Annotated in this window: 24 protein-coding genes; 15 read left to right on the top strand and 9 right to left on the bottom strand. The window is 69.3% G+C overall.

Annotated elements, in window-relative coordinates:
* Nucleotides 1–53: 53 nt before the first annotated feature.
* A complete protein-coding gene (locus tag FNH24_RS12280; RefSeq protein WP_152362472.1) occupies nucleotides 54–815 on the bottom strand; it encodes an IclR family transcriptional regulator in 762 nt (253 codons plus the stop codon).
* Between the two features lie 126 nt (nucleotides 816–941).
* Between FNH24_RS12280 and FNH24_RS12275 the strand changes: the two genes are divergently transcribed.
* Genes FNH24_RS12275 through FNH24_RS12265 form a run of 3 tightly spaced genes read left to right on the top strand, consistent with a single transcriptional unit; the run spans nucleotide 942 to nucleotide 4,085 of the window.
* The gene (locus tag FNH24_RS12275; protein WP_152362471.1) at nucleotides 942–1,754 is read left to right on the top strand and encodes an RraA family protein; all 813 of its coding nucleotides are present in this window, start codon (nucleotides 942–944) and stop codon (nucleotides 1,752–1,754) included.
* A 36-nt stretch (nucleotides 1,755–1,790) separates the two neighbouring features.
* Complete coding sequence (locus tag FNH24_RS12270) at nucleotides 1,791–3,077, top strand: mandelate racemase/muconate lactonizing enzyme family protein (protein ID WP_152362470.1); 1,287 nt, start codon at nucleotides 1,791–1,793, stop codon at nucleotides 3,075–3,077.
* 21 nt (nucleotides 3,078–3,098) lie between these two features.
* Nucleotides 3,099–4,085 carry a mannonate dehydratase gene (locus FNH24_RS12265; protein WP_152362469.1) on the top strand — a complete coding sequence of 329 codons (987 nt, stop codon included), beginning with the start codon at nucleotides 3,099–3,101 and terminating at the stop codon, nucleotides 4,083–4,085.
* Nucleotides 4,086–4,089: 4 nt separating this feature from the next.
* Here FNH24_RS12265 and FNH24_RS12260 read toward each other — a convergent pair whose 3' ends face one another.
* The gene (locus FNH24_RS12260; RefSeq protein ID WP_152362468.1) at nucleotides 4,090–5,094 is read right to left on the bottom strand and encodes an ABC transporter substrate-binding protein; all 1,005 of its coding nucleotides are present in this window, start codon (nucleotides 5,092–5,094) and stop codon (nucleotides 4,090–4,092) included.
* Between the two features lie 99 nt (nucleotides 5,095–5,193).
* Here FNH24_RS12260 and FNH24_RS12255 point away from each other — a divergent pair, with 99 nt between their 5' ends.
* Together FNH24_RS12255 and FNH24_RS12250 are read left to right on the top strand one after the other, a co-directional pair.
* The gene (locus FNH24_RS12255) at nucleotides 5,194–5,349 is read left to right on the top strand and encodes a ribbon-helix-helix protein, CopG family (protein WP_152362467.1); all 156 of its coding nucleotides are present in this window, start codon (nucleotides 5,194–5,196) and stop codon (nucleotides 5,347–5,349) included.
* Nucleotides 5,349–6,104, top strand: coding sequence for a VOC family protein (locus FNH24_RS12250; protein ID WP_152362466.1), 756 nt, complete (start codon nucleotides 5,349–5,351; stop codon nucleotides 6,102–6,104). Before FNH24_RS12255 ends, FNH24_RS12250 begins: the two co-directional genes overlap by 1 nt.
* On the opposite strand, the gene FNH24_RS12245 is transcribed toward FNH24_RS12250, so the two are convergent.
* From FNH24_RS12245 to FNH24_RS12230, 4 genes are all read right to left on the bottom strand, one after another.
* Entirely contained in the window at nucleotides 6,105–6,932 is an 828-nt protein-coding gene (locus tag FNH24_RS12245) for a serine protein kinase RIO (protein WP_152362465.1), read from the bottom strand. It abuts the gene before it with no gap.
* Between the two features lie 156 nt (nucleotides 6,933–7,088).
* Nucleotides 7,089–7,526, bottom strand: a complete 438-nt coding sequence (locus FNH24_RS12240; RefSeq protein ID WP_152362464.1) for a VOC family protein — start codon at nucleotides 7,524–7,526, stop codon at nucleotides 7,089–7,091.
* Nucleotides 7,523–8,086 (bottom strand): SRPBCC domain-containing protein, encoded by a 564-nt coding sequence (locus FNH24_RS12235; protein WP_217428180.1) that lies wholly within the window; start codon nucleotides 8,084–8,086, stop codon nucleotides 7,523–7,525. Before FNH24_RS12235 ends, FNH24_RS12240 begins: the two co-directional genes overlap by 4 nt.
* Nucleotides 8,076–8,423 carry an ArsR/SmtB family transcription factor gene (locus FNH24_RS12230; RefSeq protein WP_152362463.1) on the bottom strand — a complete coding sequence of 116 codons (348 nt, stop codon included), beginning with the start codon at nucleotides 8,421–8,423 and terminating at the stop codon, nucleotides 8,076–8,078. Before FNH24_RS12230 ends, FNH24_RS12235 begins: the two co-directional genes overlap by 11 nt.
* 104 nt (nucleotides 8,424–8,527) lie before the next feature.
* On the opposite strand from FNH24_RS12230, the gene FNH24_RS12225 reads away from it, so the two are divergent.
* Both FNH24_RS12225 and FNH24_RS12220 read left to right on the top strand, forming a co-directional pair.
* Nucleotides 8,528–10,297 carry a proline--tRNA ligase gene (locus FNH24_RS12225; RefSeq protein ID WP_152362588.1) on the top strand — a complete coding sequence of 590 codons (1,770 nt, stop codon included), beginning with the start codon at nucleotides 8,528–8,530 and terminating at the stop codon, nucleotides 10,295–10,297.
* Between the two features lies 1 nt (nucleotide 10,298).
* Nucleotides 10,299–11,102: a TSUP family transporter gene (locus FNH24_RS12220; RefSeq protein ID WP_246186857.1), complete on the top strand. Its 804-nt coding sequence runs from the start codon at nucleotides 10,299–10,301 to the stop codon at nucleotides 11,100–11,102.
* A gap of 9 nt (nucleotides 11,103–11,111) precedes the next feature.
* On the opposite strand, the gene FNH24_RS32640 is transcribed toward FNH24_RS12220, so the two are convergent.
* Complete coding sequence (locus FNH24_RS32640) at nucleotides 11,112–11,501, bottom strand: ferritin-like domain-containing protein (protein ID WP_425486889.1); 390 nt, start codon at nucleotides 11,499–11,501, stop codon at nucleotides 11,112–11,114.
* Between the two features lie 775 nt (nucleotides 11,502–12,276).
* On the opposite strand from FNH24_RS32640, the gene rimP reads away from it, so the two are divergent.
* The 4 genes from rimP to FNH24_RS12195 are packed head-to-tail and all read left to right on the top strand — an operon-like array spanning nucleotide 12,277 to nucleotide 14,438.
* A complete protein-coding gene (gene rimP, locus FNH24_RS12210; protein WP_152362461.1) occupies nucleotides 12,277–12,747 on the top strand; it encodes a ribosome maturation factor RimP in 471 nt (156 codons plus the stop codon).
* Between the two features lies 1 nt (nucleotide 12,748).
* On the top strand, nucleotides 12,749–13,738 hold the full coding sequence (gene nusA / locus FNH24_RS12205) for a transcription termination factor NusA (RefSeq protein ID WP_152362460.1): 990 nt from the start codon (nucleotides 12,749–12,751) through the stop codon (nucleotides 13,736–13,738).
* Between the two features lie 50 nt (nucleotides 13,739–13,788).
* Nucleotides 13,789–14,046: a FitA-like ribbon-helix-helix domain-containing protein gene (locus tag FNH24_RS12200; protein ID WP_152362459.1), complete on the top strand. Its 258-nt coding sequence runs from the start codon at nucleotides 13,789–13,791 to the stop codon at nucleotides 14,044–14,046.
* A 5-nt stretch (nucleotides 14,047–14,051) separates the two neighbouring features.
* Nucleotides 14,052–14,438, top strand: a complete 387-nt coding sequence (locus FNH24_RS12195) for a type II toxin-antitoxin system VapC family toxin (protein ID WP_161606109.1) — start codon at nucleotides 14,052–14,054, stop codon at nucleotides 14,436–14,438.
* Nucleotides 14,439–14,445: 7 nt separating this feature from the next.
* Here FNH24_RS12195 and FNH24_RS31955 read toward each other — a convergent pair whose 3' ends face one another.
* Entirely contained in the window at nucleotides 14,446–14,649 is a 204-nt protein-coding gene (locus tag FNH24_RS31955) for a hypothetical protein (protein WP_217428179.1), read from the bottom strand.
* Nucleotides 14,646–15,140 carry a class I SAM-dependent methyltransferase gene (locus FNH24_RS12190; protein ID WP_217428178.1) on the bottom strand — a complete coding sequence of 165 codons (495 nt, stop codon included), beginning with the start codon at nucleotides 15,138–15,140 and terminating at the stop codon, nucleotides 14,646–14,648. Before FNH24_RS12190 ends, FNH24_RS31955 begins: the two co-directional genes overlap by 4 nt.
* Before the next feature lie 22 nt (nucleotides 15,141–15,162).
* On the opposite strand from FNH24_RS12190, the gene FNH24_RS12185 reads away from it, so the two are divergent.
* From FNH24_RS12185 to infB, 4 genes are all read left to right on the top strand, one after another.
* Nucleotides 15,163–15,426 (top strand): YlxR family protein, encoded by a 264-nt coding sequence (locus tag FNH24_RS12185; RefSeq protein ID WP_152362457.1) that lies wholly within the window; start codon nucleotides 15,163–15,165, stop codon nucleotides 15,424–15,426.
* Between the two features lie 652 nt (nucleotides 15,427–16,078).
* Nucleotides 16,079–17,821 (top strand): GH39 family glycosyl hydrolase, encoded by a 1,743-nt coding sequence (locus FNH24_RS12180; RefSeq protein ID WP_246186856.1) that lies wholly within the window; start codon nucleotides 16,079–16,081, stop codon nucleotides 17,819–17,821.
* Complete coding sequence (locus tag FNH24_RS12175) at nucleotides 17,818–18,651, top strand: aldo/keto reductase (protein WP_152362455.1); 834 nt, start codon at nucleotides 17,818–17,820, stop codon at nucleotides 18,649–18,651. Before FNH24_RS12180 ends, FNH24_RS12175 begins: the two co-directional genes overlap by 4 nt.
* Before the next feature lie 289 nt (nucleotides 18,652–18,940).
* Nucleotides 18,941–21,976 carry a translation initiation factor IF-2 gene (infB, locus tag FNH24_RS12170; RefSeq protein WP_152362454.1) on the top strand — a complete coding sequence of 1,012 codons (3,036 nt, stop codon included), beginning with the start codon at nucleotides 18,941–18,943 and terminating at the stop codon, nucleotides 21,974–21,976.
* Nucleotides 21,977–22,009: the final 33 nt, after the last annotated feature.

The following is a 22,009-nucleotide window of genomic DNA, read 5'->3' as shown; positions in this document are numbered from 1 at the left end:
CGTACACCGACGGTGTGGGTCATGCGAGTCACCTCCTGAGGTCGGGGCTCATGTTATCGCAGTGTTGCGCTGATCTCGGCAGCAGCGGCCACCGTGGAGCCGGCGAGCTCCTCGACCACCGGATCGATCCGGTACGACGGCCCGGACAGGCAGATGCCGCCGACCGGGTTGTGATCACCGTCGGTGAGAGCGACCGCGACCCGGGTGACGTCGTCACCGTGCTCGATGCTGGCCCAGCCGCGCTGCTGGGCCAGCTCGATCTGCCGGGACAGCTCCTTGCGCTGCGCCGGAGTCAGCCGGTCCTGGCCGGCCGCCAGCGATTCGCGCAGCAGCTGGGCCCGTTCGACGTGCTCGACCGCGGCCAGGACGGCGATGCCGACCGCGACCTCGTGGATCGGGCGCGGTGTCATCGGGATCTCGGTGCGCACCGCCTTGCTGGTCTGCAGGTAGTCCAGGAAGAGCATCTCGCCGCCGTTGACCACCGCGAGGTGGATCGCCTCGTCGTGTTGATCATGAAGCTGCTCCAGCCGGGCCCGGGCCAGGCCGGCCAGGTCGAGCACGCCGGGCCGGCGGTGGGCCAGCTTGCCCAACCGCGGAGTGGAGAAGTAGCGCCGGTTGACGTCCTGCCGGACGTAGCCGGCCTCGCGCAGCGTGGCCAGGATCCGCGAGCTGCTCGACTTGTCCAGGGCCAGCTGGGCGGCGACCTCGGTCACGGTGACGCCGTCCTTGCCGGACTGGGCCACCAGCTCCAGGGCGACCAGGCCGCGGCGCAGGGAGGACGACCGTCCGTCACCGAGACCGGGCGGTCGTTCCATCGCTTGCCTCCTTGCCCTTCGAAGGCTCAGGGAACGAACACTCCCTTGACAGTCGGCAAACCCGCTGCACAGGATTGGTCAACAGCGTTGCATTCTGCGCAACTCCCGTCAACCGAGGATTCCTCGATGCTGCCGTCCTACGAAGTGATCGTCGCCCTCACGCCACTGTGGGAGGGGGAGCGGTCCGACGACGGCCGGCCCCGGGTCCCCGATGATGATCTTGCCGCGCTCGCCGGGGCGACCGCCGAGCACGCCTGGTCCATTCTTGATCATGCCGGCTATCCCCGGCAGTACGTCGGCGGCTGGGTCCAGTCGAGCCCGGGCCGGGCCTTCGCCGGGCGGGCACTGACCTGCGGCTTCGTGCCGTACCGGCCTGACCTCAACGAGGCGGTCGTTCGCGACGGCCGGGCGCACGGGTTCACCGAGGGCGGCCGGCAGAACACCTGGGTGATCGAATCGCTCGGCGCCGGCGACTGCTTCGTGGCCGACATCTTCGGCAAGGTGTTCAACGGCACCGTGGTCGGTGACAACCTCGGCACGGCGGTGGCGACCCGGACCGGCGTCGGCGCGGTGATCGACGGCGGGGTGCGGGACCTGACCGGGCTGCGTGAGCTCGAGGCCAACTTCTACTTCCGCGACACCGATCCGTCGCCGATCCGCGAGGTGGTGCTCAACACGGTCAACGCGGCGGTCACGATCGGCGGGGCCACCGTGCTGCCCGGCGATGTGGTGCTCGGCACCGAGCTCGGCGTCACGTTCATCCCGCCGCACCTGGTCGCCGCCGTGGTGCAGGAGAGCAAGAAGACCGCGCACCGGGACCGGTTCGGCAAGCTCCGGATCTCCGAGCGGATCTACACCACGACGGAGATCGACACCGGCACCTGGGCCGAGCACATCGAGGCCGACTACACCGCCTGGACCAAGGACAACCCGATCTGACCTCCTGCTTCCGATCAGACCCCGAGGAGATTGATCATGGCCACCGGCCAAGCAGCGCCCGTGCTCAGCGAAGACAACGTCAACACCGCCTCCCGGCCCAGCGAGTTGCGGATCACCGATCTCAAGATCGCCAACCTGATCGGCGTCCCGTTCCCGTCCTCGATCATCCGGCTGGAGACCAACCAGGGGATCGTCGGCTACGGCGAGGTCCGCGACGGCGCCAGCGCGACCTATGCGCTGATGTTGAAGAGCCGGATCATCGGCGAGAACCCGTGCAACCTGGACAAGATCTTCCGCAAGATCAAACAGTTCGGCGCCCACGGCCGGCAGGGCGGCGGCGTCTGCGGGATCGAGATGGCGCTGATGGATCTCGCCGGCAAGGCCTACGGCGTCCCCGCGTACGCCCTGGTCGGCGGCCGGTTCCGCGATCGGGTGCGGTGCTACGCCGACACCCCGAGCGAGACCGACCCGGAGCGGATGGCCGAGCGGCTCCTTGATCGGAAAGCCCGCGGCTTCAGCATGCTCAAGATGGACGTGGGGATCAATCTGATCAAGGACCTGCCGGGTGCACTGATCGCGCCCGAGGGTGCGTTGACGGACTCCGCGACGATGCATCCGTTCACCGGGATCCAGGTGACCCAACGCGGGGTCGAGGCGCTGGCCGACTACGTCGCTCGGGTCCGGGAGCTCGTCGGCTATGACATCGCGCTGGCCACTGATCATTTCGGCCACATCGCGCTCGACTCGTGCATCCGGATCGGTCGCGCCCTGGAGCCGTACACGCTGGCCTGGATCGAGGACCTGATCCCGTGGCAGTTCACCGACCAGTGGCGGCAACTGACCGAGGCCGTCGCCGTGCCGACCTGCACCGGCGAGGACATCTATCTGACCGAGAACTTCAAGCCGCTGTTGGACGCCGAGGCGATCCGGGTGGTGCACCCCGACCCGGCGACCTCGGGCGGGATCGCCGAGACCAAGCGGCTCGGCGACTATGCCGAGGAGCGGGGGATCGCGATGGCGCTGCACCTCGCCGCGAGCCCGGTGGCGACGATGGCCAGCGTGCACCTGGCCGCCGCGACGCACAACTTCCTCGCCCTGGAACACCACGCGGCCGACGTCGAGTTCTGGAACGACCTGGTCACCGGGCTACCGAACCCGATCATCGTCGACGGCCACATCACCGTGCCGGAGGCGCCCGGGCTGGGTTTCGCCGACATCAACGAGGAACTGTTCGCCGAGCACCTCGACCCGCGGGCGCCGATCCTGTTCTCCGACACCACGGAGTGGGACACCGAGTCCGCCCATGATCGACTCTGGAGCTGACCCGATCGAGGAGTTGAGCACGTGAAGATCGCCGAAGTGGTGCCTGGTGCCGAGGTCGGTGGCACCCTGTCCAAACTGGTCGCCCAGGCCGGTGTCGAGGACGCGGTCGGCACCCTGCCGCCGGTCGCCCGGTTGGATGCCGGCGGCGGCGACGCCCCCTGGGACTACCTGCCGATGCTGCGGCTGAAGGACCGCTACAACCAGGCCGGGTTCGACCTCGGGGTGATCGAATGGCGGCCGCCGCTCAACCTGGCCAAGCGCGGGCTGCCCGGCCGGGACGAGGAGATCGACGCGGTCTGCACCTTGATCACCAGCATGGGCAAGCTCGGCATCCCGATCTGGTGCTACGAGTGGATGACCGACCGCAACTGGGTCCGGACTTCGACCAGCACCCCGTCCCGGGCCGGCTCGGTGGTGACCGCCTTCGACCGCGCCGCCTTCGAGGCCGGGCCGCCGCCGGAGCTGGGTGAGATCGCCGAAGATCAACTGTGGGACAACCTGGAGTACTTCCTGCGCCGGGTGATCCCGGTCGCCGAGGACGCCGGCGTCCGGTTGGCGATGCATCCGGACGACCCGCCGCTGTCACCGCTCGGCGGCGTCGGCCGGATCATGTCCAGCCTGGACGGCTATCGCCGCCTGCTGCAGACCGTCGCCTCGCCGATGAACGGGATCACCTTCTGCCAGGGCAACTTCCGGCTGATGACCGATGATCTTCCGGCGGCGATCGGCGAGCTCGGTGCCGACGGCAAGATCTTCTTCGTCCACTTCCGTGACGTCGAGGGCACCGTCGAGCGGTTCACCGAGACCTGGCACGACGCCGGCCCGACCGACATGTACGGCTGCGTCAAGGCCTATCGTGACGTCGGCTTCGACGGCCTGATGCGTTGTGATCACGTGCCGACGATGTACGGCGAGCCGCTGAACGAGGTCGGCTACGGCACCCTCGGCCGGCTCTTCGCCATCGGCTACATGCGTGGCCTGATCGAGGCCGCCGGCAAGGAGCCGTGACAAGTCAGCCGAGGGAGGCCCTCAGATCGCGCAGGATGCCGTCCGCGGCGATCACGCCGATCCCGGTCATCCAGACCTCGTCCGACACCAGGAAGACCCGGCCGCTCTTGACCCCGCCCAGCGTCTGCCAGATCGGATCGGCCAGCATTCGATCTTGTTGCACGACCGCCTCCGGACCGTACGCGGTGACGTAGATGATCTTGCCGTCCGCCTTCGGCAGCTCCTCCGCGCTGATCTCGACGAACCGCCGGTCCTTGGCGCCGTTGAGCTGCTGGAACTCCGGCCGGGACACCCCGGCGAGTTCCAGCACCGACCCGGAGAAACTCGTCGGACCGTAGAGCCGGATGCCGCCCGGCCGGAACCGGACGATCGAGGCATCCGCATTGGCGCCATCGAACTCGCTGCCGGCCGCGGCCGCGTCGTCCTTCAACTGTTGCAGCAGTTCCTGGCCCTGATCGGCACGCCGGAGTGCGCTCGCGTCGAGCAGGAAGTTCTCCTGCCAGGTCAGCCCGACCAGCTCGGTGTACACCGTCGGCGCGATCTGGGACAGCCGGTCGTAGAGGTCGGGCTGGCGGAACTTCGAGCCGAGGATCAGGTCCGGTTGCAGGCTGGCGATCTTCTCCAGGTCCGGCTCGGCGATCTTGCCGACGCTGGGCACGTTCTTGATCGTCGGGCCGAGATAGCCCGGCTGACCGCTGTCCAGGGAGATCGTGCCGACCAACCGGTCCTGCAGTCCGAGCGCGCAGACCGTGTCCAACTTGTCGCTGTCCAACACGATGATCCGCTGCGGATCCTCCGGCACGACGGTCGACCCCATCGCGTGCTCGATCGTCGTCGGCCCGGTCGCGGGTCGGGTCTCGCCGCACACCTCGTCGCCCGGCTCGGCCGTCGGTCCCAGGCGTTGCGGCGCGGGCACGGAGGCCGGGGGAGCGGCGGCACCGGCCGAGCAACCGGCGAGCAGGGTCGCGACTCCGACCATGATCACGACGAGGAGGCGCGAGACGCCCATGCGGGTCCTTCCGACGGCAGAGTTAGGTGAACCTTACCTCAGCCCGTTCCTGGTCGAAGACTTGACAACCACCGTAGCTAGATTGCTAGCATTCTAGTTATGGAAGCCGAGAAGAAGGTGCAGTTCAACGTCTATCTGCTGCCACCGTTGGTCCGGCAGATCAAGCACCGCGCGATCGACGAGGGCCGGAGCCTCTCGGCCGTGGTCGAGGCCGCCCTCGAGGCCTATCTGGCCGCAGCGAAGAAGGGACAGTGATGACCACCATGACCGAACAGAGCAACGTTGCCGCCCCGACCTTCGTCGCCTCGGTGCTTCGGTTCTCCGAGGATCCGCCGGCGATGCGGGCATTCCTGGAGGCGCTCGGTCTGAGCGTCGAGATCAGCAAGGGCGACGGCTGGTTCACCCTGAAGGGCCGCAGCGGGGAGGTGTCGTTGCATGCCTCCGGCGACCGGAGCGCGACCGACGCGCCCGGCGGCCGGACCGGTCTGGTGCTGGTCACGCCGGACGCACGGGTCGCGGCCGAGGGGCTCGAAGCTCAAGGGCTCAAGACCCGCTCCTGGGACGAGTCGTTCGGCGTGCAGGCGATGGTGCAGACTCCGCTGGGCCCGGAGATCTCGATCAACGAGGAGCAGAACGATCTGTACGGCTACGAGCAGCACGACCCGCGGCCGGGCCCGATCGACGTGGTCGTCGTCTACTTCACCGATGATCTTGACGTGGCGGCCCGGTTCTTCGCCCGGTTCGGCTTCCAGCCGGACGCCGACGGCTCGGAGGACTGCCACGCGCTGCGGAACGGCGATCGCGGCGTGATCAACCTGCACCGCTCGTCCGGTGATCAGCCGGAGGGCGCCGTCGGGCTGAGCTTCGAATCGGACGAGCCGCTGCCCGACATCGCCGACCGTCTCCGCGCGGCCGGTTACGAGCCGTCCCTGGAGGACGATCCGCAGCGCCTCGCGGCCACCGACCCCGACGGCCGGTTGATCGAGATCTGGCCGGCACCGGCGACCTGATCACCAGGCGTAGCTGATCAACTCCGAGAGGAGTTCGTCGGCGTCGACCTCGAGACCCTTGCCGGTGAACCAGGTGGCCACGTTGCGGCAGTCGCGGGCGAGGAACTCCATGCCCTGGGGATTGCCGACGATGTCGATGACCTGGGGCAGGTCGATGATCACCAGGCGGTCCTCGGTGGCCAGGATGTTGTACGGCGACAGGTCACCATGGGCCCACTGGCGGGAGGCCAGGGTGCGCATGGCGTCGGTGAGCTGTGCCCAGTAGCGGGTCAGCAGGTCGCGGTCGGGGCGGGCCTGGGCCAGTCGGGGCGCGACCTCGCCGTCTTCGGTGGTGATCAGCTCCATCAGGATCTCGGTGCCGTCCAGTTGGATCGGGTACGGCACCGGGAGCCCGAGCGACCACAGCTCGCAGAGCATGCCCCACTCGGCCATGGCCCATTGCCCGGCCTCGACCGTGCGGCCCCACCGGCTGCCCTTGGCCATCGCCCGGCGGTCGCGGGTGTTTCTGATCTTGCGCCCCTCGACGTAGCCGGTGTCGCGGTGGAACAGCCGGTGATCATGACCCCGATAGCGCTTCGCGGCGTGCAGCAGGGCGCGGTCGTCGGTGGCGCGCTCGATCAGGTGGACGTCGGCTTCCTTGCCGGTCTTGAGGATGCCGAGCTCGGTGTCGATCGCCATGTCGGTGATCACCCAGTCGGGCAGGGGTTCCGGCCCGGTCAGCACGCCCATCTCGTCGTAACGGGACCAGCGCTGATTGTCGGGGAGGTCAGGCTTTTCTTCGAAGGTGAAGCTGAAATCGGAGTCCGAGGTGGACTGCGGTTCGATCATCGGTGCGTGCTCCTGTGCTGAGGGTGGTGGTCACGAGGGCATGACCAAAGGAGGCGATTGACATGTCACGCCTCCTTCCTCAGGCACCGGGCCGCTCCCGGCACGAACTTCACTGCCGAACGATGGTGTCCGATCCTGGCCGGCAGGGCAACCGATTTATGGCCCGGCACCCTCGGCGGCGGCCTTCAGCCGGGCCGCCGCCGCGGTGTGCTCGTTGCAGACCAGCTCCCAGGCATGCCCGTCGGGATCGGTGAGATAGCCCATATACCCGCCGTCGACTTCCCCCGCCGGGCCCGGGATCGAGCCACCGGCTCGGACGGCCCCGGCCAGAGCCTCGTCCACCTCGGCCCGGGTGCCGATCGCGGCCGAGAAGATGCAGCCGCCGGGGACCGGGGCGTTGCCGGTGCCGAGGCGATCGGCGTAGCCGGCGTACTCCTGCCGGCTCATCAGGAACAGCGACAGATTGGGCAGCTCGACCACGAACATCCCGCCGTCGATGTCGGAGGCGTCGACCTCGAGACCCTCGCGATAGAAGCGCAGCGAGCGGTCGAGGTCGGCGACCGGCACGGCGACGATCATGGTGGTCGGCTTCACGAGGCACCCTTGCTCGAGTCGGCGGTCGTCGGGGCCCACTGCTCGGCGTACCGATCGTGCAGTCGTTGCCAGTCGTACTCGTCGGCGGCTTCACCGACCACCCGATCGACGGCATGGTCCTCGACGTTGACGGTCAGCACGGCCAGGCAGACGTGCCAGCCGCCGGCCATCAGCGGGCCCGCCTCGGCTTCGGCGAAGCGCTGCTCCAGGGTGAGCACGCAACCCTCCTCGGCCGGGGTCAGGGTCCAGCGCATCGAATGATCACCCCAGCGGTGGATCAGTTCGTGCGGCGGATCGACCTCGAGCACCTCGGCATCCACCCAGTCGTCGCCGGGATTCTCCCGGGTCTGGGCGGCGCCCCGGCTGATCAAGGACCGGTTCGGCACGATCGGTGACCACTGGGCCAGCCGCTCGGGCTCGGTCAGCCAGGGCCAGACCTGATCGACGGACCGGGGCAGTGACCGGGTCATGGTCAGCACCCAGCTCCCGTTGTCGTCGGTCAGCGTCGCGGCGTCGAAGCCGGCGGCGTCGATCGCCTTCAGGATCAGTTCATTCGGCATCGGAGTCCTCCTTGCGGTTGGCCGGCGGCAGATCGGCGTCCTCGGCCGACAGCAGCTCGGTCAGTCGGTCCAGGCCGCGCGACCAGCGGCGGTAGTACGGCGTGATCCAGGCGATCACGTCGGGTAGCGGTTGATCACTGAGTCGATAGACCCGGCGCGGGCCGTCGATCCGCACCGCGACCACGCCGGCGTCCCGGAGCACCTTGAGGTGCTTCGAGGTCAGTGATTGGGACAGCGACAGCCGGTCGACCAGCGTGCTGACGTCGGACTCCCCGTCGGCCAGCGCATCGACCACCCGCCGCCGGGTCGGGTCCGCCAGCACCGTGAAGCCGTCCATACCGCGACATTACTGCTCATTCATATGAACGACAAGGCATGTGCGTCGGAATGGTTCGACGGGCTGCCTGCCGGATGCCATAAGGTGCACGGGTGATCACGCGTATGACCGAGTTGTTCGTCCGGACCTTGCGGGAGGATCCGGCCGATGCCGAGGTGCCCAGCCACCGCTGGCTGGTCCGCGCCGGCTATGTGCGGCGGGCCGCGCCGGGGATCTATTCCTGGCTGCCACTGGGCTATCGGGTGCTGCGCAAGGTCGAGGCCATCGTCCGCGAGGAGATGGAACTGATGGGTGCCCAGGAGGTGCACCTGCCGGCGCTGCTGCCGCGGGAGCCGTACGAGGCGACGAACCGGTGGACCGAATACGGCCCGAACCTGTTCCGGCTGAAGGACCGCCGCGGCAACGACATGCTGCTCGGGCCGACGCACGAGGAGATCTTCGCCCTGATGGTGAAGGACCTCTACAACTCCTACAAGGATCTGCCGCTGTCGCTGTTCCAGATCCAGACCAAGTATCGCGACGAGGCCCGGCCGCGGGCCGGGATCCTGCGCGGCCGCGAGTTCGTGATGAAGGACTCCTACTCCTTCGACATCGACGAGAGCGGGCTGCAGAAGTCGTACGACGCCCATCGCGACGCCTACATCAAGATCTTCAACCGGCTCGGCCTGCAGTACGAGATCGTCGCCGCCATGTCCGGCGCGATGGGCGGCTCGGCCAGCGAGGAGTTCCTCGGCATCGCCGAGAACGGCGAGGACACCTTCGTCCGCTCGCCCGGTGGCTACGCGGCCAACGTCGAGGCGGTACGGATCCCGCCGGCCGAACCGATCCCGTACGACGACGCCCCGGCCGCCCACGCCGAGGACACCCCGGACACGCCGACCATCGACACCCTGGTCGCTCTGGCCAATGATCGCTTTCCGCGCGCGGACCGGCCGTGGCAGGCCGGGGACACGCTGAAGAACGTGGTGTTGATGATCACCGAGCCGGACGGCACCCGCCGGCCGCTGGTGATCGGCCTGCCCGGTGATCGCGAGGTCGACGCCAAGCGGCTGGAAGCTCAGCTGGAGCCGGCGACCGCGGAGCCGTTCGGTGCCGATGACTTCGCCGCGCACCCGGGCCTGGTCAAGGGCTATATCGGTCCGGCCGCCCTGGGCAAGGAGTCGGCGACCAAGATCGAATACCTGGTCGACCCGCGGGTCGGCACCGGCACCCGGTGGCTGACCGGCGCCGACGAGCCGGGTCGGCACGTGTTCGACCTGGTCTGCGGCCGGGACTTCACCCCGGACGGCCTGATCGACGTGGCCGAGATCAGGGAGGGCGATCCGTCGCCGGACGGCTCGGGCCCGCTGCACCTGGCCCGGGGGATGGAGCTCGGCCATATCTTCCAACTGGGCAAGAAATATGCCGAGGCGCTCGGCCTGCAGGTCCTTGATCAGAACGGCAAGCTGGTCACGGTCACCATGGGCTCCTACGGGGTCGGCGTCTCGCGGGCCGTCGCGGCCGTGGCCGAGGACACCTGTGACGAGAAGGGCCTCTGCTGGCCGCCGGAGATCGCACCGTACCGGGTGCACATCGTGGCCGCCGGCAAGGGCAGCGAGATCGCCGAATACGCCCATGAGCTGGCCTTCCGACTGGACGAGGCCGGCGTCGAGGTGTTGCTGGACGACCGGTCGGTCAGCCCCGGCGTGAAGTTCGCCGACTCCGAGATCCTCGGCATGCCGACGATCGTCGTGGTCGGCCGCGGCCTGGCCGACGGGATGATCGAGGTCCGGGATCGGCGGTCCGGCGAACGGACCGACATCGCCACGGCCGACGCGCTGGGTCACCTGCTCGCCCTGATCCGCAACGGCAACGCCGCGGAGCTCCTGGTCTGAGTTGGCTCTTCACGACGGGCTGCAATTGTCGCTGGTCGGCGTCGCGCTGCTGATCTTGGTCGCGTTCGCCGCCGGCTGGGTGGATTCCGTGGTCGGCGGTGGCGGCCTGCTGCAGCTGCCGGCGCTGCTGATCGGCTTGCCGGACAGCCAGCCGGCGGCGATCCTCGGCACCAACAAGCTGTCCAGCGTCTGGGGGACGGCGGTCGCCTCGATCACGTACGCGATCAAGATCAGACCGGACTGGCGCACGATCATCCCGCTGGTGATCACCTCCGGCCTCGGCTCGGCCGCCGGTGCGATGGTCGCCCAGTATCTGCCGAAGTCGATCTTCACCCCGATCGTGCTGGTCGCGCTGATCGGCGTCGGCATCTTCACCTGGCGCCGGCCCAAGCTGGGGATGACCAGCGAGCGCAAGCACCTGGGCGGTCACCACTACGGCCGGGCGGCAGCGATCGGGCTCGGCATCGGCTGCTACGACGGACTGATCGGGCCGGGCACCGGCGCGTTCTTCGTGATCTTGCTGGTCAGCGTGCTCGGCTACGGCTTCCTGGAGGCGAGCGCCAAGGCCCGGATCGCCAACCTGACCACCAACCTCGGCGCGATCATCGTCTTCGGCGTGCACGGCCAGCTGATCTGGCAACTCGGCCTGGCGATGGGCGCGGCCAACCTGCTCGGCGGCCTGCTCGGGGCCCGGATGGCGATCCGCGGCGGCAACGAGTTCGTCCGCCGGGTCTTCCTGGTCGTCGTCCTGATCCTGATCCTCAAGCTCGGCTACGACACCGTCACCCAGTTCCTGCGCCCCTGACGCCAAGTGTCACTGGTCGACGTAGCCGGGCCAGAGCAGCAGCGGGCCGCCCCAGGTCACCGAGGTCACGCTGACCGAGCGGAGGGTGCCGATGGCGAGTTCGCGATCTTCGTCGTCGGTCGCGGCGGCCACCCACTGGCCGCAGAACGGCAGCAGCGCGGTCTCCAGGGTCATGATCAACTTCGCCGCCGAGGCGGCGTTCTTGGGCCGGACCGGCACATCGTAGGCCGGTGCCGCCGCGGGGGCCTCGCCCGATTCCGTGACCAGGGCGCCGATCAGCCGGTCGCGCAGGCTGCGATGGTTCCGCAGGGCCGCCGCGGCACGCTCGAACTGGTCCTTCTCGAGGTGGCCGATCGCCACCTGGTAGCCGTAGCCGACGGCGTACAACTGTTCCACCATCGCCCGGGTGGCGGCCGTCGGTTCGATCGGCTCGACCGGCCGGTGAGCGCTCGGCTTGGGCGCCTTCGCCGGCGCGGTCCCCTTGGCCGAGGTGCCCTGCTGCCGGATCGCCTGGGCGTAGCCGCCGGCAGCGGCGGCGAGCGAGGCCCAGAACAGGGCGGTCACCGACTCGGCCCGGTTGGCGTTCTCGGCGAGCTTGCGGGCGGCCGCGTCCTCGTCGGTGATCAACTTCTTCAGCCCGGCCGGGACGCTCTTGGTGCTCGGCGGCGGGGTCGCCCGCGAGCTCGAGCCTGTCGTCGGCCGGCCGGTGGGTTGAGGTCCGGCCAGGGCGAGCTGATGGGCGCGGTGCCCGGCCGCGGCGGCGGTCAGGATCGCCGTCAGTGCCGGGCCGAGATCGTCGTCGGCCTTCAGCAACGATCCGGCCAGCCCGGCCAACCGGCCCTCGACCTCGGCGGCGTTCCCGGCTCCGGCCAACGGCGGCAACGGCGCCTCGGACGGGGTCGGGACCGGTGGCGCGGGCTCGGGATCGTCGGGCCCGCCCGGGTCGCAGCCGACGGTCGCGGCGCCGAGCATCCCGAGGCCGGCCAGCAAGGCGGCCCGCCGGGACAACGCCGCCGAACGGTGTGACATCGTGCCGTAGGGCATGGCCCGAGTGCGCGATGCCGGTGGGTTCATCGGGATAATCCCCTGCGTCGTGGAACAATGCCTGGTCAACGAAATTGCGCAGTGCCCGCAAATTCGGCCCTTCAAGATATCAACCGAATGGAGCTGGGGGATGAAGGACATCCAGATCGAGCAGCTACTGACCCCCGTGCTCGCGGATTACGACCTCGAACTCGAGGCCGTGGAGATCGTGCCGGCCGGCAAGCGCCGGTTGCTCCGGCTGGTGGTCGACGGCGACGGACCGGAAGGCAGGGGTCCGTTGCTCGACGACATCGCCGAGGCGACCAAGGCGGTGTCGGCCGTGCTGGACGAGGACAACGCCGCCGGTGCGGCGCCGTACACGCTGGAGGTGACGTCGCGGGGCGTCTCCCGGCCGCTGACCCTGCCTCGGCACTGGCGGCGCAACGCCGGCCGGCTGGTCCGGGCCAACCTGGCCAACGGCGAGGAAGTCACCGGCCGGATCGGTGCGGTCACCGATGATCAGGTCGTGCTGGCGACCGAGGCGGCGGAGATTTCGGTACCTTTTGCCGACATCGGCAAGGCGCTGATCCAGGTCGAACTGAATCGCGCGGAGGAGAACTGACGTGGACATCGATATTTCCGTGCTGCGGTTGATGGAGCGGGAGAAAGACATCCCGTTCGACATCCTGGTTTCCGCGATCGAGGAAGCACTGCTCTCCGCCTACGACAAGACCGACGGTGCCGTGCCGGGGGCCCGGGTCGAGCTCAACCGCAAGTCCGGGCACGTCAACGTGATGGTGCCCGAGCTGGACGATGAGGGCACCAAGATCGGCGAGTACGACAGCACGCCGGAGGGCTTCGGCCGGGTCGCCGCGTCCACCGCGCGGCAGGTGATCATGCAGCGGCTGCGGGATGCCGAGGACGAGCAGAAGTACGGCCATTTCTCCGGCGTCGAGGGCGACATCGTCTCCGGCGTGGTGCAGCAGGGCAGCGACACGCGGACCGTGCTGGTCGATCTCGGCAAGATCGAGGCGATCATGCCGCTGGCCGAGCAGGTGCCGGGGGAGTCGTACCGGCACGGCACCCGGCTCCGGGTCTATGTCGTCTCGGTCCGCAAGGAGGTCCGCGGTCCGCAGGTCGTGGTCTCGCGGACCCATCCGGGGCTGGTCGAGAAGCTGTTCCGGATGGAGGTGCCGGAGATCGCCGACGGCACGGTCGAGATCAAAGCCGTCGCCCGCGAGGCCGGGCACCGGAGCAAGATCGCCGTGATCAGCAACAACTCCGACGTCAGCGCCAAGGGGGCCTGCATCGGCCCGATGGGGCAGCGGGTCCGGGCGGTGATGCACGAGCTGAACGAGGAGAAGATCGACATCATCGACTACTCCCCGGATCCGGCGACCTTCGTCGGACACGCCCTGTCGCCGGCCAAGGTCACCTCGGTCACCGTCGTGGACGAGAGCCTGCGCGCGGCCCGGGTGGTCGTACCGGACTATCAGCTCTCCCTCGCCATCGGCCGCGAGGGCCAGAACGCCCGCCTCGCCGCCCGCCTCACCGGCTGGCGGATCGACATCCGCTCCGACACGGAGCCGGCGCAGCCCAAGGAAGAGTCCTGATCGCCTGATCGGCGCTTGCCTCCGGTCGCACTGCAGGCAATAATGCATGCATGGTGGCCGTGCAGATTCGTGACGTTCCGGAGCCGGTTCGGCGTGCCCTGGCGGCCGAGGCCGAGCGACGGGGCGAATCTCTGCAGACCTATCTGCTCAGTGTGCTGACCCGGGAGGCCGAGATCGACGTCAATCGGCGAATCGTTGTCGACTGGTCCCGATCACGCCTGATCGACGTCGAGTTGACCGCGGCGGACTCCGTGGCCGCGGAGCGGGCAACCCGTGACCGCACCATCGCGTCGTCACGTTCGCACTGATCGACGTGTTGGTCATCGACGCGTCCGCCTTCGTCGACCTGACCCTGGGGACGGCGACCGAGGCGATGGTCGCGCAGGTTGCGGCTGACGGGGACTGGCATGCGCCCGAGCACCTGACCGTCGAAGTCGCCAGCGCCTTTCGAGGCCTCTGGCGTGGTGGTGTCCTGGACGATGCGGCTTTCTCTGCCGCTGTGGTCCGGCTGACCACGGCCCGGATCACGGGCTGTCCGGTGCGGCTGCTGCTCTCCCGGATCGTCGAGCTCGCCCCGAACCTGTCCGCGTACGACGCGGCTTACGTGGCCCTGGCCGAGCGATTGGAGGCCCCGCTGGTCACCGCGGATCGGCGGCTCGCGTCACTGTCCAGCGCGCGATGCCGGTTCATCACACCTTGATCAGGGCTCAGGGGCGCCGGAGTCGGAGGGCGAGCAGGGTCGGCACGTCGAGCAGGCGGTCGTAGCGGTCCGGGTCGATCGCGCGGTAGGCCTCGGTCACGCGCGGCTCGACCAGGCGGTCCAGGACGAAGCCGGCCGCCAGCGGCTCGCCGACGACGGCCTGCATCGACATCCGCTGCAGTCGGACGGAGTGCTCGCCGTCGGCCATCACCAGGTCGACCCACTCCTCGGAGTAGTACGAGTCCTTGAAGTGCCGCCAGTCCGCCGTCGGATGGGTGGTGGAGAGGACCAGCCAGCCACCGGGCGGAGCACCCGGAACAGCTCGCCGAGGAACCGTTCCCGGTCCCGCAGGTGGTGGATGACCAGCGCGCAGACCACGCCGTCGAAAGCGCCGTCGGCGATCTCGTCCAGCGGCTGGTTCAGGTCGTGCTGACGGATCTCGGCCCGGTCGCCGAGCCGGGCTCGGGCGTGCTCGACCAGGACGGTGCTGGCCTCGAGCCCGAGCACGGACGCGCCCCGCTCGGCCAGGGCCGCCGCGTAGAAGCCGGGGCCGCAGCCGGTGTCGAGGATCCGCAGCCCGGCGACCTCCCCGGCCAGCTCCAGCACCGCCGGCCGGTCGATGTAGGCGTTGTACGCGCTGGTCTCGGCGCGGCTGACGAAGTAGTCGCCGAGGGAGCCGTGGTAGGCGAGGTTCGAGGGCATGGGCACACGCTACGGTGACCCGATGACCGAGCCCGTCCGGACCTGTGTCGGCTGCCGCCGCCGGGCGGACAAGTCGACCTTGATCAGGATCGTCCGGACCGGAGCCGATCTGGAACTCGATCTTCGGCAGCGGTCGCCCGGCCGCGGCGCCTACCTGCATCGCGAGCTGGGCTGCCTGGATCAGGCGATCAAGAAACGCGCCCTGGGTCGAGCGCTGCGCGCCGACGGGATCGGCCCGGACCAGCAGGCTGCCCTGCGTACGGCCTTCGAAGCGCTGCTCGGCTGACCGAGTAGCTGCCGAACGTTCCCTGGCGTCGGGGGCAAGCCAGGACCGTGCGCCTCTACTGGGGGTTTCGGCCTGTCGGCCGGAAAGACGCGCCAAGGACGGTCGGGTTGGTGCGGTCGGCGGGAATCGCGGCCGGCCACCGGTCCGGCGGTTGGTCTCGGATGCACTCCGCGAGTGGTCACTTTGGGCGTGGATCCTCGGCTGAACCTGCCCAAACCGTCCACTCGACGCAAGCCCGGCAGCGATCTCGGTTGTGGATCGGCGCCGAGTGCGCCGAGTGTGACCTTATCGACGCGGATTCGACGATTTCAGGTGGGAAAGTGCACTCTCGACGCAAGCTCGGCCACGCACCCTGCCGACTCAACGTCCGCAGCGGAACGCGAGCGGGCGAACCGGAGCCGACCAGCACCCGGACCCGCCCCTCTTGGCGCCAAGAAAGTCCCCGAAGGCTCAATCGGCAGCGATGATCGTCCTGAGCCCGTCGAACGGCAAACCCCGAGCTCAGCGGTGGATCCGGGCTGGGAACGAAGTCCCAACTCCGCTCACTGGTACCCCCGCTCAAAGATTGTTTGCAATGTATCATTGACAATATTTGACGCCGGGAACCAGACTCGGGGCGTCGAAACGGTCACCGATGCGAAGGGGCGTTCTAGTGTCCACAGGTCAGGAAGCGCCGGATCCGGGAATCGCCAAGAACGACGTGTCGCCGTTCCCGCGGGCCGCGCCCAGTGATCCCGACGCGCCGCTGGTGCGCAGTGCTACCGTCCAGGTCGACGCCTCGGTCGATCGCGGTGACCTGCGTCGGATCTGGCGCAGCATCGGCTACGACGAGATCAACTGGACCTACACCCCGACCGGCCGCCGGCTGCTGCGAACGTTCGCCGGTCTGGAGGACGCGGCCTACCACATCCGGCCGCACTACTTGTACTGCTCCGGCTCCGGCTTCGCCATCCCGCACTGGGGCAACGGCAACGTCTACCACGAAGATGATCAAGGTCGGCCCTACTACGACTTCACCATCGTCGATCAGACCTACGACGCGATCGTCGAAGCCGGCCACCACGTCCTGGTCGAGCTCGGCTTCACCCCGCGTGATCTGGTGCCCGACGAGGCGGCCGAGCTGACGGTGGTCAGCAGCCCGACCGCCTACAGCAGCTACGAGGCCGGCACCTGGGGTTACCCGCCGCGCGACTACGAGAAGTGGCGCGGGCTGGTCGCCGCCCACGTCCAGCACAGCCTTGATCGTTACGGCGACGCCGAGGTGTCGGAATGGCTGTGGGAGCTGTGGAACGAGCCCGACATCTTCTACTGGCGCGGGACTCCGGAGCAGTTCTTCGAGCTGTACGCGGTCACCGCGGAGGCGATCAAGAGCGTCTTCCCGGCGGCGAAGGTCGGCGGGCCGGCGGTCACCGGCGGCGGCGTCGCCTTCCTCCGCGACTTCCTGGCCTACTGCGCCGAGCATCGGCTGCCGCTGGACTTCGTCTCCTTCCACACCAAGGGATCGGCGTTCACCCCGTGGCGCACGTACGGCCCGACCGGAGGCCCCGCGCCCGAGCGGCAGAACCCGTCGGCGACCAAGATGCTGTACGAGATCCGCCGGTTGCTCCGGGTGATGGCGGAGTTCGACGAGTACCGCGAGCTGCCGGCGATCATCGACGAGTGCGACGCCGGCGTGCCGGCGCACCACAGCGTCTACGACAACGCCAACTTCAGCTTCCAGAACACCGAGTACTACCCGGTGTTCCAGGTGAAGCTGTTCAGCAAGCTGCTCGACCTCAATGATCAAGAAGCCGCGAACGTGCAGCAGGCCACCTCGTGGAGCTTCTACTTCGAGGGCGAGCGGTTCTTCGAGGGCACCCGTGCCTTCCTCACCGCCGGCGAGATCGAGAAGCCGCTGCTGAACGCGTACCGGATGATGGGCCGGCTCGGTGAACGGCGGATCGAGGCGACCTCGACCGCGGGCTGGCCGGTCGGTGATCTTGATGCGGTGGGCGGTCGCAGCATGCCGGAGGAGATCGACACGCTCGCCTCGGTCGCCGCCGACGGCACGGTCGCTGTGCTGGTCTGGCGGCACACCGATGATCAATACCGGGTCGATGATCAGCCGGCCCGGGTCGATCTCTCGGTGGCCGGGCTGGACGCCGCGTCGTACCGGATCGAGCACTACCGGATCGACCAAGATCACAGCAACGCGCACACGACCTGGCAGGCGCTCGGCTCACCGCAGGACCCGACCGACGCCGAGCTGGCGGCGATCAAGCAGCGGCAGGGCCTGGAGCGGTTCGCCCCCGACCGACTGGTCACGCCGGCCGACCGCACCCTCGCCCTCGACCTGACGTTGCCGCTGCCGGCGGTCTCGTTGCTGATCATGACCCCGGACCGGGAGGACCGATGATTCCGTCGATCGAGCTCAATCAGGGCGTCGCCATCCCGCAGCTGGGCTACGGCGTCTTCCAGGTGCCGCCGGACGAGACCCAGGCCGCGGTCGAACAGGCCCTGGCGGCGGGGTATCGGCATATCGACACGGCGGCCGCGTACTACAACGAGGCCGCCGTCGGCGCCGCGATCAAGGCCTCCGGGCTGCCGCGGGGCGAGCTGTTCGTCACCACCAAGCTGCGCAACGGTGACCAGGGCTACGACAGCGCCCGGCGCGCCTACGCCGACAGCCTGGACCGGCTCGGCCTCGACCGGATCGACCTCTACCTGGTGCACTGGCCGTATCCCTCGGCCGGCCGGTACGTCGACGCGTGGCGAGCGCTGGCCGAGCTGCAGCGCGGGGGCGAGGTGCGGGCCGTGGGCGTGTCCAACTTCCTGGTCGAGCACCTGGATGCGCTCGCCGCGGCGAGCGACCTGACCCCGGCGGTGAACCAGATCGAGCTGCACCCGACCTTTCAGCAGGCCGAGCTGGTGACCGTCTGCCGGCAGCGGGGGATCGCGATCGAGTCGTACTCACCGCTCGGTCGGGGCGCGGATCTGACCGCCCCGGCGGTGACCGCCATCGCCGCGGCGCACGGGGTCGACCCGGCCCGGGTGATCCTGCGCTGGCAGCTGCAGTCGGGCTTCATCGCGATCCCGAAGTCGAACACGCCGGAGCGGATCGCCAGCAACGCCGACCTGTGGGGCTTCGAGCTGTCCGATGCCGAGGTCGCGGCGATCACCGGCCTGGAGGCCGGGCAGCGCACCGGCGGCGACCCGGCCACCTTCGCGTTGAGCCAGATCCGCTGACCGGGCGGGGTCCGGCTCCGGCGGACACGCCCCGCTTAGGCGGATGAGTAGGCTTGGGCATAGAGTTAGTGCTTGGCCGAACGGCCAGCTATCACCCGCCTGCCCGACTCCGGGCGGGCAACCAGCCGAAAGCGCGGGCCCGACTCAGGTCGAGCACCGGAGATCACCCGCGTCGAACCAGAAGGTGGGCTAACGCTCATGACCACTCGATGAGTACATCTCAATGAGCATGCACGACAACTAACTGGTCCGCGCCATCGCCCTTGGTCCGGACCGAACAAGGAGAGTAGTGGCTAAGGTCCGGGTCTACGAGCTCGCGAAGGAGCTCGGAGTAGAAAGCAAGACAGTCCTCAGCACCCTGAAGGACATGGGGGAGTTCGTCCGGTCGGCATCGTCGACCGTCGAAGCCCCGGTGGTCCGGCGGCTGACGGAAAAGCTGGCGAGCGCACCGCCGGCCAAGAAATCGTCCAAGAAGGCTCCCGCCAAGAAGGCGCCTGAGAGCCCTGCCAAGGAAGAGGCCGTGACGGCCAAGACTGCCGAGACGGCGGCACCCACCGAGGCGCCGCCCACGCCAGCCGCCCCGCCGAAGGTCGAGGCGAAGCAAGCCCCAACTCCAGCCCCCGAAGCCCCGGCGGAACCCGTCGCGGAGGCACCGGCGAGCGCCCCGGCCGAAGCCCGGCCGAACGCGCGGCCGGGTCCCGGCCCGGCCCGCCGGCCCGAGCCCCCGGCCCGCGTGGAAGCTCCCGCGGCCGAGGCCCCTCCGGCCGAAGCGCCTCCGGTCGAGGCGCCCCGGGAAGAGGCCCCGAGCGAAGAGCCCGTCCGTGAGGACGTGGCCCGGGAGAACCGGCCCCGGCCGGCGCCGCGGCCGGCACCGGGTCGTGGACCCGGCCGGCCGGACAGCCGCAGTGACGGGCCGCGCCCCGACCAGGCGCGACCGGGCCAGCCCCGGCCGCCGCGGCCGGGCTCGACCGGTGGTCTGCCCGGTGGTGGCCGACCCCGTCCGGGCGGCGCTCCGCGACCCGGCAACAATCCGTTCTCGTCGTCCCAGGGCATGGGTCAGCCGCGTTCGCCGCGGCCCGGCCAGGAGGCGCGCCCCGGCGGGCCGCGTCCGCCGGCCGGGCGTGGCCAGGGAGCCCCTGGCAGTGGTGGCGGCGGCGGTCGTCCGGGCGGTGTCCCGGGCATCCCGCGGCCCAATCCCGCGATGATGCCGAAGCAGTCCTCCGGCCAGCTCGGCGGTGGCCCCTCGACCCGTGGTCGCGGCGGCCCGCCCGGTGCCGGTGGCGGTCGTGGTCGCGGCGGTCCGGGTGGCGGCGGTGGCGCTCCGGGTCGCGGCGGTCCGGGTGGCGGCGGCGCTCCGGGCGGTCCGCCCAGCGGGCGTGGCGGTCGCGGTGGTCGGGGCGGGACCCAGGGTGCCTTCGGGCGTCCGGGCGGTCCGGCCCGGCGAGGCCGTAAGTCGCGTAAGCAGCGCAAGCAAGAGTTCAACGAGATGGAGGCGCCGTCGCTGGGCGGCATCCGCGTCCGGCAGGGCGACGGCCAGAAGATCCGGCTCGCCCGTGGCGCCTCGCTGACCGACCTGGCCGAGAAGATCGGCGCGGATCCGGCAGCCCTGGTGCAGGCCCTGTTCCATCTCGGCGAGATGGTCACCGCGACGCAGTCGGTGAGTGACGACACCCTTCAGGTGCTCGGCACGGAGCTGAACTACGACATCGAGGTGGTCTCGCCGGAGGACGAGGACCGCGAGCTGCTGGAGAGCTTCGACATCGAGTTCGGCGAGGACACCGGCGGCGAGGAACACCTGGTGGCCCGGCCGCCGGTGGTCACCGTCATGGGCCACGTCGATCACGGTAAGACGAAGCTGCTGGACGCGTTGCGCCGGACCAACGTGGTCGCCGGCGAGGCCGGTGGCATCACCCAGAAGATCGGCGCCTACCAGGTGTCGACCGAGGTCGATGAGCAGGAACGCAAGATCACCTTCATCGACACCCCGGGTCACGAGGCCTTCACCGCGATGCGGGCCCGTGGCGCCAAGTCGACCGACATCGCCGTGCTGGTGGTGGCCGCCGACGACGGTGTGATGCCGCAGACGATCGAGGCCCTCAACATCGCCAACGCGGCCGAGGTGCCGGTCGTGGTCGCGGTCAACAAGATCGACAAGCCGGGGGCGGATCCGTCCAAGGTGCGCGGTCAGCTGACCGAATACGGCCTGGTGCCGGAGGAGTACGGCGGCGACACCATGTTCGTCAACGTCTCCGCGATCACCCGGGACGGCATCGACGATCTGCTCGAGGCGATCGTGCTGACCGCCGACGCGGCCCTCGACCTCCGTGCCAACGACAGCATGGACTCCCAGGGCATCGCGATCGAAGGACATCTGGAGACGGGCCGCGGCCCGATCGCCACCGTCCTGGTCCAGCGCGGCACGCTGAAGGTCGGCGACTCGATCGTCGCCGGTCCCGCGTACGGTCGCGTCCGCGCCATGATCAACGACATCGGCGAATCCGTCGACGAGGCTCCGCCGTCGACGCCGGTCCAGGTGCTCGGTCTGACCGCGGTGCCCGGCGCCGGCGACTCCTTCCTGGTGGTCTCCGACGACCGGACGGCCCGGCAGATCGCCGATCGCCGCGCGGCTCGGTTGCGCGCGGCCAACCAGGCCGCCGGTGCTCGCCGCCGGACCCTCGACCAGCTGTTCGAGCAGCTGGAGAAGGGCGAGAAGCAGGAGCTGAAGCTGATCCTGAAGGGCGACGGCTCCGGCTCGGTCGAGGCACTGGAAGAGGCGCTGTCCAAGATCGACGTCGGCGAGGAAGTGGCGCTGCAGGTGATCGACCGCGGTGTCGGTGGCATCACCGAGACCAACGTCAACCTGGCCGCGGCGTTCGACGCAGTGATCATCGGCTTCAACGTCCGGGCTCAGGGCAAGGCGTCCGAACTGGCCGACCGGCTCGGGGTCGATCTCCGGTACTACTCGGTGATCTACGCCGCGATCGACGAGATCGAGGCCGCGCTGAAGGGCATGCTGAAGCCGATCTTCGAGGAGGCCCAGCTCGGCTCGGCCGAGATCCGGAACATCTTCCGGTCGTCTCGCGCCGGTGTGATCGCGGGCTGCATGGTCACCAACGGTCTGATCCGGCGCAACGCGTCGGCCCGGTTGATCCGGGACGGCGTCGTGGTGTCCGAGACCACGATCTCCTCGCTCCGGCGGGAGAAGGACGACGTCACCGAGGTGCGGGAAGGCTTCGAATGCGGCCTGACCATCGCCAACTACACCGACATCCGGGTCGGTGACGTGGTGGAGACCTTCGAGATGCGGGAGAAGGCGCGTACCTGATCTCGCCTGGGGTGGCCGGCCGTTCGGCCGGTC

The sequence above is a fragment of the Microlunatus speluncae genome (assembly GCF_009299835.1).
Taxonomy (GTDB): Bacteria; Actinomycetota; Actinomycetes; order Propionibacteriales; family Propionibacteriaceae; genus Microlunatus; species Microlunatus speluncae.
The sequence above is the reverse complement of the archived record's forward strand: the minus strand, read 5'-3'. Positions and strand labels throughout refer to the sequence as shown.

Bases quoted from the DNA above. Each gene is read 5' to 3' on its own strand.
- FNH24_RS12280 (WP_152362472.1), bottom strand. From the start codon at position 815: ATGGAACGACCGCCCGGTCTCGGTGACGGACGGTCGTCCTCCCTGCGC.
- FNH24_RS12275 (WP_152362471.1), top strand. From the start codon at position 942: ATGCTGCCGTCCTACGAAGTGATCGTCGCCCTCACGCCACTGTGGGAG.
- FNH24_RS12270 (WP_152362470.1), top strand. From the start codon at position 1,791: ATGGCCACCGGCCAAGCAGCGCCCGTGCTCAGCGAAGACAACGTCAAC.
- FNH24_RS12260 (WP_152362468.1), bottom strand. From the start codon at position 5,094: ATGGGCGTCTCGCGCCTCCTCGTCGTGATCATGGTCGGAGTCGCGACC.
- FNH24_RS12255 (WP_152362467.1), top strand. From the start codon at position 5,194: ATGGAAGCCGAGAAGAAGGTGCAGTTCAACGTCTATCTGCTGCCACCG.
- FNH24_RS12250 (WP_152362466.1), top strand. From the start codon at position 5,349: ATGACCACCATGACCGAACAGAGCAACGTTGCCGCCCCGACCTTCGTC.
- FNH24_RS12245 (WP_152362465.1), bottom strand. From the start codon at position 6,932: ATGATCGAACCGCAGTCCACCTCGGACTCCGATTTCAGCTTCACCTTC.
- FNH24_RS12235 (WP_217428180.1), bottom strand. From the start codon at position 8,086: ATGCCGAATGAACTGATCCTGAAGGCGATCGACGCCGCCGGCTTCGAC.
- FNH24_RS12230 (WP_152362463.1), bottom strand. From the start codon at position 8,423: ATGGACGGCTTCACGGTGCTGGCGGACCCGACCCGGCGGCGGGTGGTC.
- FNH24_RS12225 (WP_152362588.1), top strand. From the start codon at position 8,528: ATGACCGAGTTGTTCGTCCGGACCTTGCGGGAGGATCCGGCCGATGCC.
- FNH24_RS32640 (WP_425486889.1), bottom strand. From the start codon at position 11,501: ATGGTGGAACAGTTGTACGCCGTCGGCTACGGCTACCAGGTGGCGATC.
- rimP (WP_152362461.1), top strand. From the start codon at position 12,277: ATGAAGGACATCCAGATCGAGCAGCTACTGACCCCCGTGCTCGCGGAT.
- FNH24_RS12200 (WP_152362459.1), top strand. From the start codon at position 13,789: ATGGTGGCCGTGCAGATTCGTGACGTTCCGGAGCCGGTTCGGCGTGCC.
- FNH24_RS12190 (WP_217428178.1), bottom strand. From the start codon at position 15,140: ATGCCCTCGAACCTCGCCTACCACGGCTCCCTCGGCGACTACTTCGTC.
- FNH24_RS12185 (WP_152362457.1), top strand. From the start codon at position 15,163: ATGACCGAGCCCGTCCGGACCTGTGTCGGCTGCCGCCGCCGGGCGGAC.
- FNH24_RS12175 (WP_152362455.1), top strand. From the start codon at position 17,818: ATGATTCCGTCGATCGAGCTCAATCAGGGCGTCGCCATCCCGCAGCTG.